Raw genomic sequence first — 12712 nt, 5'->3', positions numbered from 1 at the left:
ACAGGATGAATCGCGATTTAATATGATGAATGCCGGCTCGGCGCGATTCAGCGCTTCGAACCGCTTCGAACCGCGTCGATACCTGAAGGCCCTGCAGCGGCCGAAATTCGGGGCCTTCTCCTGTCGATGTGATACCAATGTGCCGCCCGGCGTTGCCCGGCGGCTGTTTTTGTTACTACACGGTACGGGGTAGTCCGATGATTTCCGAACTGTTGAACAAGGCATTGCGCGCGCAATACGTGCAATCCGGACGAATTGTCCGCCTTGATACGCCACTTGGCGAAGACTGGTTGATTCCGCTCTATGTCCGAGGGCGCGCACGCCTTGGGCGAGACTTCGCATTCACCATTGATGCAACATCGACCCGGCTTGAAACGATTCAGGCCAAGGCATTGATTCGGCAATCCGTGACGCTGTGGATTCGACAGACGGACGGCAGCGAAATGCCGATTCATGGCTTCGTGACCGCGTTCAGTCGCTTGGGCGTGGACGGCGCGAACACCTACTACCAGCTTCGATTCAACTCGGTCCTCGCGTTGCTTCGGCTCGGGAGCGACCGTCGCGACTGGATCGAGGCGCCCGCACAGCAAACCGTGTCCGACGTGTTCGCAAAATATCCGCAGGCATCCGGTAACGTGACTTGGCAAGTGCGCCAAGCGTTGCGCTCGTATTCCCAGCGGATGCAATGGGAATCGGACTGGAACTACGTCCACCGTACATTCGAAGAACTCGGCCTCTTTCCGCGTTTCGATATCGCGCAGGACGGCAAGTCGCACAAGGTCGTCATCATGGACGATCTTTTTTCAGTTCCCGAATTGAAGCACAAGATCATTTCGTTTAGCGGCGCGGTGCAGGACGAGGAATTCGACGGTCTTGGCGAGTGGATCGATTCGCAGGAAATCCAGTCCGCCGAACTCGACACGGGCACGTTCGACTACAAGCGCCCGGACCTGTCCAAACACGTCACCATGCCCGCGTTCGATCTTGATGACGTTCCGGGCTTGGGCGAGCAGTACGAATACACCGGTTCACATACGTGGTCGGATCGCGATATGGGCGAGAACCAAGCGAACTTCATTGCTGAGGAATGGCGGTCGCGTGCGCAACGCTTCTACGGGGTCGGCGCACTGCGTTGCGCATGGCCGGGCCGCTATGGCGTGCTGACCGGGCACCCCGTGCACGATGCGCAGTCGGAACAGGATCGAGAGATGGCAATTCTTTCGGTGAACTGGTTGATTCAGAACAACGTGCCGGGCCTTGAAAACCTGATGCGTTTTCGCAAGAGCGTGCGCGCAGAGGTCGAGCAGGCGCGCGCGACTGGCGCGGGTTCGGCGGTGCGCCATGACGACGGCGGCGTTGGATTCTTCCACGTCGAAATCGAAGCGCAGCGGCGTCGCGTCGCGTTTCGTAGTCCGTTCGAACACAAGAAGCCCGTCATGCAGATTCAAACGGGCATCATTGGCGGACCGGACAACGAGGAAATCTATACGGATGCGATGCTGCGCGCGAAGGTTCGCTTGACATCGGATCGGCTCAATGACGGCGATCAGAACGTGTCGGCGTGGATACGCGCGGCGATGCCCGATGCGGGCTTCAAGCGCGGCGGCATGTTTCCACTGCGCAAGAACGATGAAGTTTTGATTGGCTTCATTAACGGCGATTGTGATCGTCCGGTGATCCTGTCCAGAATGCACGGCGGCGAAAGCATGCCCGAATGGCACACGCACGGGCTGACCTCGGGCTTGCTGTCGCGCGAATACGGCGGCGACGGCTACAACCAACTCATGATGGACGACGCCAGCGGGCAGAACCGCGTGCATTTGTACTCGACAAGCTACAGTTCACATTTGCACCTGGGCTACTTGATTCAGCACTCGGGTAACACGCGTGGCGCGTTCATCGGCCACGGCTTCGACCTCAAGTCATTGGGCTACGGCGCGGTGCGTGCCGAACAGGGGCTCTATGTGTCGACGCAACCCGCCGCGACGCAACCGCTGAGTGCGACGGCGGCATCCGAACAGCTTACCCGTGCCGAAGCGATGTTGGAGACGACATCGAAGGCGAGCCAAACCAATCGAGCACAAAGCCAACAAGACGGCCACGATGCGCTGAAAGCGTTCACGGACGCTACGACGCACGCAGTGGCAGGCACGACCAAGGGCGGTCGCACGGCGGGCGGCGGCACGGGCAATGCAAATGGCTTCGCGAAGCCGATCATGCTGCTCTCCAGTCCGGAAGGCATCGCCGCATCGACGCAAGGATCGGCGCATATCACGGCAAACAAGCAAACTAATTTGGTCGCAGGAGAGGACATCAACCTTGCGGCTGGACGAGCACTACTCGCCAGCGTGCTGGAGCAAATCAGCCTGTTTGCGGAAAAGCTCGGCGTCAAGATCTATGCGGCGAGCGGCCCGATTGACCTTCAGGCGCAAAATGACTCGATGAGCCTGGCCGCCTCGCAGGATGTGAAAATTACGGCGGGTAGGAAGATGTATTTATCGGCCGACGAAATCTGGATCGGCGCGAATGGTTCGTATATCAAACTGACGGCGAACATGATCGAGAACGCGACGTTGGGCCAGATTGTGGAAAAGTGTGCGGATTGGGAGAAAGCAGGAGCGGCAAGCGGCACTTTGCAAAACCCGTTGCATTCGTCGCCGGTATCGGTAGACGGCGGGCGTTTCACGCTGTTCTCCGGTTGAATTGCTCGGCCGGCATAGTGCCACCATAAAAAATTCTGAAACCGAATCCGAGTCGGGAATCATGGGCAAGACAACGCACAAAAAGAAACACCATCCAGCGGCTGCGCCACAACCGGTACCGAAGCCCGCCGAACCCATCGATACGCCGCTGAGTTGGGCGTATCCCTTTACGCCCGTGGGGAAGAGCGACGCGGCCGACCCGATGACGTATTTCAGGGCGCTGGCGAAGTGCGACACGGGTTTTTATCCAATTGGCGTGAGCGGTATGTGGCACGGAGGCGTGCACTTTGCCACAGGCAGTGCTGAAATGTTGAAGCAGGACAGCGGCGTGCGCGCCATCGCGGACGGCAAGATTGTTGCGTACAGGCTGAACACGCAGTACGAGGAAACGACGTACCCGAACAACCTTGGTCTGGCGCACTACTCGACGGGTTTTGTACTGGTTCGGCATGAACTGAAATTGCCGCCCGTACCGCCGAAACCGGCACCGAAAGAACCCGCGAAACCTGCGGCCCCCGCATCGGCTCCCGCGCCAGCATCGACTTCCGCCTCACCAACGCCCGCCCCGGCCGATAATCCCGCGCCGAGCAGCAAACTGGCGACCGACAAGCCGCTCGTGTTCTTCAGCCTGTACATGCACACGATGGATTGGAAGACCTATCAGAAGGCGGTCGAACAGGCTCAATCCAACCCGAAGCCCGATCCGGCGCTTCCCGCGCCAATGTCGTATTGGGAAGGCGAGCGCTACTATCGGGTTGGCGATAAAGCGAAAGATCTGCAATCGCTGCCGAAAGCGCCTGCGCCGCCCGCTCCGCGTACCGACGGGGCCGACGATCTGCCCATTAACAACACCAATCAGAACCAACCGCCGTCCGCGAATAGCGATCGAGATACCGATCTACTGGCTCCCCAGACGGGGTTGCGCATTAGAGAATTGCCAGATGGCAAGAGCAAGATTACAGGTCTGTTGCCGAAAGGGGCTGAAATTATTGCCGGCGAAGGCGACCCGGCCCATACAGACTGGATCAAGATCAAGGCCGTTAAATCGGGCACGATTTTGCCTGCCGAAGTGGGTAAGCCGGTATCACCCCAAGCGCCTTGGGGCTACGTGTTCAAAGCGGAACTGGACGCCGTAGTCGACCCGCAGCCGCTTGATACGGTCGTGATCCTGAAGGAGCCGCAGCGGGTCAAGGCAGGCGAAGTCGTCGCCCATGTCGGCCAGTATCAATGGGCCGTGAAAGCCAGTCCGATACCGCCCAAGTCGAACTTCCCGATGCTGCATCTCGAAGTGTTCGCGGGAGCGGATTTCAAGGATTTCATGGACCGAAGCCGCAATCGCGTCAAGGAACTGAACGAGAAAAACAAACCGCTTCTGGAAATCGAGCCGGGGGCGAAGTTGGTGAGCGAGGTTCCCGCGCCGGATCAGCAGTTGACCCAAGCCGGGTTGAAGCTTGTACCGATAGGCGATGGAAAGGGTTCGCGCTGGATCAAGGTGCAGCCCAAGAGCGTGACCAATCTTCCCGCGAAAGGCAAACAGAAGGCCGGGCAAAAGTTTGCAGATGTCGGGAAGCCGATGTGGGTGGAAAGCAGTCTCGCGAACACGATCAGCACGGCGAACGTTCCGGGCTGGCAGAATTTCCCGCTGGACGTTTCCAAGGCAAGCGGACCGGGAGCAGGCTTTCGGGATGTGATGAGTCGTGCACAACTCGACAAGCTTGGGGCGGACAAGACCGCAATCGATGATAAGGGCCATCATTGGTGGAATATCACGGTTGGTTCGAAGGATGGGGCCGACCAGCAAGGGTGGGTGTGCGACACCGACCACCCGAACGTACAGTTTCGGAGTCCTTGGGAATGGCCGGGTTTCGAGTTGGTCGACAACGGTAGCGTCAACCCTGACGATATGTACAAACGCCATATCCATACGACCGAGCAGTATATGGCGGACGAAGAAGGCACCGAGTTCATGGAGACAGCGGCGAAGATCAACGCCGGGGAACTCATCACGAAACTTGAAAAGGCGATCGATACGGACCACAACGGGAAGGTGACGGCGCAGGAACTGAAGCACGCACTTGAAACGCCGTGGATGGCCGAAGCGGTATCGCACCTTGTGGTGCGCAATGAAACCGAGTGGGGCGGCGGTCTCGGCAAGTGGGAAGAACTCAGCCCGCTCATGCAGAAGCAAACCGAGATGTGGAAGACGGAACTTGATCGGCTCGCGAAGCTTCAGTGGTGGGAGCAAATCAAGGGGGTTGATGGCTTCCCTACGGACCTTTTGCCTTGGCACTTTCACCCGATTGGGTTGATCGGGAATTTCTCGGCAAGTGGGGGATGCGGCTGTATCGGTTCGCGACTCGAACTATCAAGTATGAGAAAGATTGCGACAGTCTGCGGCGACGAAAAAATTAACGAATATCTTGGTGCTATAAATCAAGCATTTGTTGATTACAAAATGAATGAATGTATGCAGCGGGCTCATTTTATTGCTCAAATTCTTACGGAAAGTGGGGAATTTAGATATACGCGAGAGATGTCAAAGAATAATGCCCCGCTTGAGTATGATCCGTGGAGGGGCGCGGATTAATTCAACTCACCCATAAGGATAATTACGATTCATATCAAGGGTACTCTGGTGAGGATGTGACGTCAGGGATGCCGGCAATCGAAAAGCTTGAGAAGGCGCCTCATTCTGTTTTGTCTGCGGCTTGGTATTTTGTGATTCATGCCAATTTGCTCAAACCTAGTGAGGACGATGATTTTATTTGGGTATCCCGTATCATAAATGGTGGTTTTAATGGGTGCGATCATCGTCTCAAATACCTCAATCGGGCTATCAAGGCTCTAGGGTTAGAGGCTTGCACGAAATTGAACCGGGATGGAGTGTATAGATTTGAGGAGAGTCGCGCTTACAACGAGAAGCGCGCGTCCTTTGGTTGGGGGAACTGGCATGATCCGGGTTCGACGGTGTCGGGCACAGATAAGGATAAGGACGAGGCGATCAAGGGGTATAGGCGATATCTTGATCTTGATGATGCGGAGGGTAAGCCGGTAGATAAACATGGCAAACCAAAAGATCAAAATTGGTATCACATCGCAATTGTGCGCCCACGTGCTGAGGCTCGACTGGCCGCGCTAATGGCATCTTAATGAAGGGTCGGGCTATGAAGAGAAGAAGCGTCTTGAGGGTTGTTTTTCTTTGCTCTCTTGTTTTGAGTGCTCCTTGTGTTTTTGCGTCAGCCGGTAAAAATAAAGTGACGGGCGACTTTGAGGGTGTTGGGAAGCCTGGAGTCTTCACATCTGAGGTGGCGCATAATGGATTAGATATTAAGTATTATTCGCCATCACTGCAGCGGACTCTTTCATATAGAGTCGAGAATTTTGATGAATGCAGCATGATGGGTATGTACGTTATTCCGCATGCAAATTTGTTGGCTGTTGATGGGAGTTGTCCGAGTCAAGGTGGGCAGATATATCGTTACATCTATCAATGGAGTGCAAACGATAAAAATTGGTGCTTGATTCGTCAAATTAATGGGGAGAAATCTGACATTACTTCGGGCACAGTAGTTCCGACTGAGGATGTGTTGCGAGTAAGCGGATGCGCGCCTATTGGGAAAAGTGATTCGCTAATATATGAATCAAAAAATCAAGTGCGAAATGAAATTCGTGACGAATTGATTGATTTCAAGAGGGCGGCTCTAGCCCAATCGTCTCTGGGCAAGTATATCGCTGGGATGCTGGATTTTAATGTGGCTGAGATCGCGGCGTATATTGATGCGGATAATGTCGAGGATGTTAATAATTTGGCATTTTATCTTGAGAAATACAAAAGAAATGATGATGCCTTGCAGATTCTGCAATCCTTGGTCAAGAAATTCCCAAATAGAACGGTGGCCCGGTTAAATTTGGCGGATGCATATTGGGGGGGGATGCTAAAGAATTGGCTATTCCGGAATATCGGGAATACAAACGTCAAATGGACTCGAAAGGGTTGTCTTCAAAAATTCCTCCGCGCGTTCTGGATAGAGTAAGGTAGTTTGTTGAATTGATTGGGTTGAATTGTGATGAATCTAATTCGCATTGGTGACGATACTGACCATGGCGGCAAAGTCGAAACTGGCTCATCGACTATGAAATTCGATGGCCGTTATGTCGCCCGCAAAGGCGACCGCGTGTCGTGTCCGCAGCATCCCGACGTGTCGCCGAACATCATCGAAGAAGGCGACGAATCGATGAAGGACGACGGCATGCCGATTGCCCGACACGGCCATCGTGCGACATGCGGCTGTCACCTCATTCCGCGTCTTGTGTAAGGCTACAACAGCGGCGCGACGCCCGGCCGCATCGGACAACGCACGATCAGGGAGCCGTCGTTCTTCGACGGCACGACGAGCTGTGTAAAGCTGTTGGCGGGCGCGTAGCGTTACAGGTAGAGGTCGAACTGAAGGATCAGCGCCGCCATGCTGTCTTCAATGAACGCGTTCTCGTCCACCGCCATCACGATTTCGAAGTCTCTCACAAGGGCCGAATGCCGTTTCGCACCTTATTGTGCGCAATGAAACCGAATGGGGTGGCGGTCTTGGCAAATGGGAAGAACTCAGCCCGCTCATGCAGAAGCAGACCGAAATGTGGAAAACGGAACTTGACCGGCTCGCGAAGCTTCAGTTGTGGGAGCAAATCAAGGGGGGGCGACGGATTCCCTGCTGACCTCTCACCTTGGCACTTCCATCTGATCGGATTGCTGGCGAATTTCCTCGCCACTTTTAGAAAACGACGGGATTACGATCTTGGAGGGTTGTCGACATATTACGAAACTAGTGGTCGAGGGCCGATTGTCGTCTCAGGTGGTCAAGGAGATCCAGGGGGAGTTTCATACGGTTCGTATCAGTTTACGAGCCAAACACGATAAAAGCATGGCCTACCCATCATTGGCGGAAGAGTAAAGGAATTTGTTTCATGGTCTGGATTTACTTGGCCCAACGCCTTTGACGGATTAACGCCTGGATCATCTGAGTTTTCCGATAAATGGCGGGAGTTTGTGAAGTATATCGAATCGAAATTTCATGATTCGGAGCATAAATTCACAAGAGAAACTTACTGCGACATCCGGATTCCGGCAATTGAGGATTCAGCGCGATTCGACATGAGATACCACTCTCGCGCACTGAATGACGTAATTTGGTCAACATGTGTGCAACATAGACCATCGGCCGATGTTGTTACAACAGCAATGAGCTCTCGCGGACCACCGACAGAGATGCGAGATTACGATGTGAAGCTGATTGACGCTATCTATGCGGAACACGGTAGAAAAAACTCTGAGGGAATTTTGTTCGATTTGTCCACTCGTCACGCAATGAGCAAGCTAATGTGGCAAAGAGATTTGTTTCAGAAAGAGTAAAGGCACAACAGGAGCTTGACAATGAAAAGAATTATTGATTTATCGTGCAGTGGCGTGCTGCTATTTACGTCTATGTTCGCACATGCAGAGAAAACCGTAAAGTTTTATGAAACGCAGGGAGCAGATGCAGCTTTGGTAAAGGCTGACGATAAGTACACGTTGACGCTATCGGGCGGCGCCCCACCAGCCGGAGCGTCGACTTCCGCAGATTGTTACGTAAAATCTAAGGACCTGGAGCTAAAAAATGGCATTCTCGGTGGTGAGCTTGCTCCCATCCATAATGGAATCGCAAATCTCAGCTCGAAAAATTTGACCGGACATCATATTTATGCAAGTCTGAATAATTCGATTATCGATGTAAGGGAGGCGGATGTGCAAGGGATTTGCGCGGACGATATTGATTTGACGGGCGGCTATAAGGTGGTGGTGAATGAAAATGAAATAAAAGAAAAATACATATATTATGTCGATATGGCGCATCAAGAGGCACTTCTTTTTCTAAAGAGTGGCAATCCCGTGGGCGCCGTCACCACTCTCGCACCATATGCCAATTCATATCGAGAGAGATGGCTGCGTGACCGAAGCTCTCGCAACACCTTAATTTCGGTTCTGAATGATTATGCGTATGCCCTCCAATTGAACAATCAAAATGAAGAGGCAATTACCATTTTGAGAGCTGTATTGTCTGCCGCGCCGAATCGTGCGGTGGCGTGGCTTAATATCGCTGATTCATATTGGAGCCAAGGCGATTTCGAAAAGGGGCGGGCAGCATATAGAAAATATGTTAGCCTGATGACTAGTGCTGGAGATGCTACAAAAATTCTGCCCAGGGCGAACGAGAGATATGTCAATTGAAAAGTTGACGCCGCCATGAGCAAGATAAAAGAGGGCATTAAATCGAAGGGGCGGTGCTTCCCGGTCTCGTCCACAGGCGAGCTGATGAAGTGAGCTTGTACCAAAAAGGACGATATGAGATGAATGGCGTACCGATTAATCATGAATGATCGACTTTGTAATCTTCTAGAGGGCGTGTCGATAGGGTTGCAAGAAATTTTTAAACTGCTGTGGATTGGATTATTTATTTTTCTCCAGTCGCAACAGGCTATTGCTGCCGAATGGAATCCAGCCATTGAAGGCCAATGGAAAGTAGAGTCAGTGCACTTGAATGCTGGTGCGGAGTGGACCCCAAGCTACGGATGGAATGATCCAAGGCTGGTAGGAAGGCTGTTCATTTTTAAAAAGAATAAGATTTGGACTGACGCCCCTGAAAATAGATCTTGTGCCGAGATAAATATTCAGACATCACAAGCCAACTTGCGCGATCTGATTTCATCGAGCATGTCTGGATTTGGAAATCCAGTAACGAATGCTACCGAAGAAAGTTACAAAATTGATATTCCCGGATCAACGACGGTTGATGTTATTAGGATATTTTGTGGCTCGCAGCCTTGGCATGGCAGTTTGGGAGCATCAGATAAAGAAAGTGGCGTATGGATATTTCCCCCCCAGTCCAGGAAAGCTTCTGCTGCGGTGGTATGGGGAAACAATTCTCACCCTAATGCGAGTTCATGACAACGCGAGGCCAAGCCCATCTTTCAACTGCGAAAAGGCAAGGAGCGAAGTGGAGATGGAGATATGTGGCTCATATGAGCTTTCATCGTTTGACCAAAGTGTTGCCACATCGTTTTCACAATTAATCAAACAAAGAAAGTCGGCCGGGAATGAGGTGGGCGACGCAATTCGAAAACAAAGAGAATGGCTTTCTAGCCGAAATTTATGCGGCAAAGATACTGCCTGCATTCTTGATGCAATGAAGGAGCAGCTTATAAAGCTTGACGGCATGAGCCGTAATTAGCGAGACCTATCTAGGTCAATTCAGGATGAACTTGATTCGCGTCGGTGACGACACCGATCACCGCGGTAAAGTTGAAACTGGTTCATCGATCATGAAATTCGACGGCCGCGACGTCGCACGCAAAAGCGACCGCGTATCGTGTCCGAAGCATCCCGACGTGTCGCCGAACATCATCGAGGAGGGCGACGAATCGACGAAGGACAATGGCATTCCTATTGCACGACACGGCCATCGCGCGACATGCGGCTGTCACCTGATTTCGAATCTTGTGTAACGCTACAACTGCGGCGCGATGCCCGGCCGCATCGGACAACGCACGTTCAGGGAGCCGTCGTTCTTCGACAGCACGACGAGCTGTGTAAAGCTGTTGGCGGGCGCGTAGCGTGACAGGTAGAGGTCGAGCTGAAGGATCAGCGCGCCCATGCTGTTTTCGATGAACGCGTTCTCGTCCGCCGCCATCACGATTTCGAAGCCTCTCACAAGGGCGGAATGGGGCTTGATCGCCAGCAATCGTTCGACGACGTTTCGCTTGACGAACGAAATCGCGCCGACGTGTTCGGCGCGTCGGTCATTCGGCGCAAGCTGGCGCATGAGCGTCACGAAGTCCGGCCACCCCTCACGGGTCAACTGCGTCAGGTTCGCCGTCGTCAGCGCGATCACGCGCCACTGCGCTTCCACCTCACGAGACGCGCTATAGGTCGGTGTCGGCTGTTTCAACAGCGTAATCCTGCAAGGCACTTGATCGTTTTCGTTTTTGAGATCGCTCTTGGGCGAGCCGATCCGTATCCGCAACGGCCAGTCGCGATTCGTGCAGGTGAGGTCGGCGTTCAATTGCAGCGGCATCTTCGCCGCCGCCGTCCCATTCGCACGCAGCAGCACGAGCGACGTTTCACATCCGGGATGATGGGTTGCCGCGTAGGGATCGTGACGCGCGAGCCAGAACCGTTCGCCGGTTCCCGCTTTCCACGCGTTCAGCGGCGGAATGACGATCCCGTCTGACGGATCGCGAATCGCGTCAATCGAATAAATGCCGCGCATGGCCGGCCGGTTCGGCTTCGGCACAAGGGGATAGTCCGCGACGATTTCGCCGCGCAACGACTTGATGCCCGTTTGCGTAAACAGGTTCACGATTGGCGTACAGAACAACCGGAGGTTGTCCGCCGATAGCGGGGCGAGTGCCTGCGCAATGCGCGAATCGGCGTGCACGCCCTCAATTGCGAGATGCAGGGTGACGCGCCGCGCGCGGTTCATTTGAGCGGGCTGAAGACATCGGTGTAAATGAATGTCGAGGAAATCGAACTTGTCCGGAAATCCGACGTGTTCGAGCAGCGGTTGAATGAGCGGCGAGGTTCTGGACGGCGGCAGCAGCATGTCGGTCGGTCCGAACCCGGCCGGTGTGATCGGTATTCCCGAAATTGGTATCCAGCGCCCGCTGTCGTCCGCTTCAACAAACGCACCCCGGACATGCAGTAGGACCGTATCCAGCAGCGCCACGACGGTATGGCGCGCTCCGGTAAGGTGGACACGCAGTACGTCAGGCGAAACCGTTCCGAGCGGCACGGTGGCGGCCGACTCGATGGTGATGGAAATGATGTTGGTTGTGTTCGGCGGCAAGGTGACGTGTGCCGGTGCGACGGTGCTGCGTGAGAATCGGGCACTTGCGATGCGGATCGGTGCAAGCGTGACGTCATAGGCGGTTCGAAAGCGCACTTCTCCGCCGCGCGACGTGAGTTCCAGGCCACGCGGCAAGACGACCGGCTTGTCCGGTAAATCCCTGGTTGGCTCGAAGCGAGCGATCGAACATGCCGGGAACGGTCGCAAGTAGTGCGGGTGCAAGACATGAAGCAGCGCTTCGGTGAACTTCGGTGCGCCGTCGTCCAGGTTGGCCCGGATTTCGGCTGCAATCAACGCGAACGCCTGCATCATTCGCTGGACGTGCGGGTCGTCCGTCTGTCCGCCGGTAAAGCTCAGACGGGCGGCAATTCGTGGATGCTCGTTGGAGAAGGTCGCGAACTGATCCTCCAGCTTCGCCAATTCCCGTTCATAGTATCCGCGCAGCTTGTCGTGCATATCCAACGTCGTAAGGCCTCTGCAGTTCACGACGCGCGTCGTATTGTCGAGCGGCCATCGTAGCCGAATCTTCATCCTCCGAGTTCCCGCAGCCCGATAGTCTGACGTCAAAATATGTCTCTGATGAGATTGGGGCAGCCGCACGACGGCAGGAAAAATCGCCTATGTCCGCATACGGTGACTCCACCCGAATAGCGAACGAAGCGTGCCGGCCTCCATTGCTGTGCCGGCTGGCATGGCTGTCAGCGCTCGCGTCTGGGCCTGTCGATGGGGGGAGAGCTGGGGAGTCGGGCGCCGGCTAAAAACTGTCCGCGAGTGTTGCTGGTCTCCGCTATCCGCAAGCGATTGATATTCAGTAACCCATATTGATGGGTTTTTTTGCGTCAATCGTGGTTTCTTCAATCTCGTGAAGATGTTTCGCAATGTGAACTTCGAGGGGCGGCTCGTCGAGATAATGTCGGCACGGTCGCGTATGTGCGCAACGGCGGCAACTCGCACTTCTCGCTGCTCGCGACACCGCGCGACGCGACGTCGGGCACGAGCCCGATGACGGGCGAGTCGCAGACGGGGGCGTATGTGGGGATGATGCATACGTTCTGAGCGGGGCGGTTCCGCGAGCGGTACGCAACGCACGGGTGGTGGCCGCCCGTGCGTGGTTGCGTTTACGGCGCGTGATCCATG

The 12712-nt window shown here is 54.5% G+C and carries 9 protein-coding genes and 3 pseudogenes; 11 read left to right on the top strand and 1 reads right to left on the bottom strand.

Annotated elements, in window-relative coordinates; genetic code table 11:
* Positions 1-197 precede the first annotated feature (197 nt).
* The 10 genes and pseudogenes from QZM67_RS03480 to QZM67_RS03440 all read left to right on the top strand — a co-directional run bounded on the left by QZM67_RS03480 (position 198) and on the right by QZM67_RS03440 (position 10235).
* Positions 198-2702 (top strand): type VI secretion system Vgr family protein, encoded by a 2505-nt coding sequence (locus tag QZM67_RS03480; protein ID WP_301800782.1) that lies wholly within the window; start codon positions 198-200, stop codon positions 2700-2702.
* A gap of 61 nt (positions 2703-2763) precedes the next feature.
* The gene (locus tag QZM67_RS03475) at positions 2764-5289 is read left to right on the top strand and encodes a lytic transglycosylase domain-containing protein (RefSeq protein ID WP_301800781.1); all 2526 of its coding nucleotides are present in this window, start codon (positions 2764-2766) and stop codon (positions 5287-5289) included.
* Between the two features lie 68 nt (positions 5290-5357).
* Positions 5358-5852 (top strand): hypothetical protein, encoded by a 495-nt coding sequence (locus QZM67_RS03470; protein ID WP_301800780.1) that lies wholly within the window; start codon positions 5358-5360, stop codon positions 5850-5852.
* Positions 5853-5866: 14 nt separating this feature from the next.
* Positions 5867-6736: a tetratricopeptide repeat protein gene (locus QZM67_RS03465; RefSeq protein ID WP_301800779.1), complete on the top strand. Its 870-nt coding sequence runs from the start codon at positions 5867-5869 to the stop codon at positions 6734-6736.
* A 30-nt stretch (positions 6737-6766) separates the two neighbouring features.
* A complete protein-coding gene (locus QZM67_RS03460) occupies positions 6767-7018 on the top strand; it encodes a PAAR domain-containing protein (RefSeq protein ID WP_301800778.1) in 252 nt (83 codons plus the stop codon).
* A 217-nt stretch (positions 7019-7235) separates the two neighbouring features.
* Positions 7236-7467: pseudogene (locus QZM67_RS03455) on the top strand (hypothetical protein); the annotation flags it as partial.
* Positions 7444-8106, top strand: a pseudogene (locus QZM67_RS39880) (hypothetical protein). The pseudogenes QZM67_RS03455 and QZM67_RS39880, both read left to right, overlap by 24 nt.
* A 21-nt stretch (positions 8107-8127) precedes the next feature.
* Entirely contained in the window at positions 8128-8961 is an 834-nt protein-coding gene (locus QZM67_RS03450; protein WP_301800777.1) for a tetratricopeptide repeat protein, read from the top strand.
* A 141-nt stretch (positions 8962-9102) separates the two neighbouring features.
* Positions 9103-9678, top strand: coding sequence for a hypothetical protein (locus QZM67_RS03445; protein ID WP_301800776.1), 576 nt, complete (start codon positions 9103-9105; stop codon positions 9676-9678).
* Positions 9679-9986: 308 nt separating this feature from the next.
* Positions 9987-10235, top strand: a complete 249-nt coding sequence (locus tag QZM67_RS03440) for a PAAR domain-containing protein (RefSeq protein ID WP_301800775.1) — start codon at positions 9987-9989, stop codon at positions 10233-10235.
* A gap of 2 nt (positions 10236-10237) precedes the next feature.
* On the opposite strand, the gene tssF is transcribed toward QZM67_RS03440, so the two are convergent.
* Positions 10238-12031 carry a type VI secretion system baseplate subunit TssF gene (gene tssF / locus QZM67_RS03435; protein WP_301800774.1) on the bottom strand — a complete coding sequence of 598 codons (1794 nt, stop codon included), beginning with the start codon at positions 12029-12031 and terminating at the stop codon, positions 10238-10240.
* Positions 12032-12490: 459 nt separating this feature from the next.
* Between tssF and QZM67_RS03430 the strand changes: the two are divergent.
* Positions 12491-12631, top strand: a pseudogene (locus QZM67_RS03430) (porin); the annotation flags it as partial.
* Positions 12632-12712: the final 81 nt, after the last annotated feature.

Origin of the sequence: Burkholderia sp. AU45251, assembly GCF_030482905.1 — a bacterium.
Lineage (GTDB): Bacteria > Pseudomonadota > Gammaproteobacteria > Burkholderiales > Burkholderiaceae > Burkholderia > Burkholderia aenigmatica.
Note: the sequence above shows the minus strand (reverse complement) of the source record. Positions and strands in the feature narration are given on the sequence as shown.

What these genes read in the sequence shown, in the direction of transcription:
- QZM67_RS03480 (WP_301800782.1), top strand. Translation starts at nt 198, where the DNA reads ATGATTTCCGAACTGTTGAACAAGGCATTGCGCGCGCAATACGTGCAA.
- QZM67_RS03475 (WP_301800781.1), top strand. Translation starts at nt 2,764, where the DNA reads ATGGGCAAGACAACGCACAAAAAGAAACACCATCCAGCGGCTGCGCCA.
- QZM67_RS03470 (WP_301800780.1), top strand. Translation starts at nt 5,358, where the DNA reads ATGCCGGCAATCGAAAAGCTTGAGAAGGCGCCTCATTCTGTTTTGTCT.
- QZM67_RS03465 (WP_301800779.1), top strand. Translation starts at nt 5,867, where the DNA reads ATGAAGAGAAGAAGCGTCTTGAGGGTTGTTTTTCTTTGCTCTCTTGTT.
- QZM67_RS03450 (WP_301800777.1), top strand. Translation starts at nt 8,128, where the DNA reads ATGAAAAGAATTATTGATTTATCGTGCAGTGGCGTGCTGCTATTTACG.
- QZM67_RS03445 (WP_301800776.1), top strand. Translation starts at nt 9,103, where the DNA reads ATGAATGATCGACTTTGTAATCTTCTAGAGGGCGTGTCGATAGGGTTG.
- QZM67_RS03440 (WP_301800775.1), top strand. Translation starts at nt 9,987, where the DNA reads ATGAACTTGATTCGCGTCGGTGACGACACCGATCACCGCGGTAAAGTT.
- tssF (WP_301800774.1), bottom strand. Translation starts at nt 12,031, where the DNA reads ATGCACGACAAGCTGCGCGGATACTATGAACGGGAATTGGCGAAGCTG.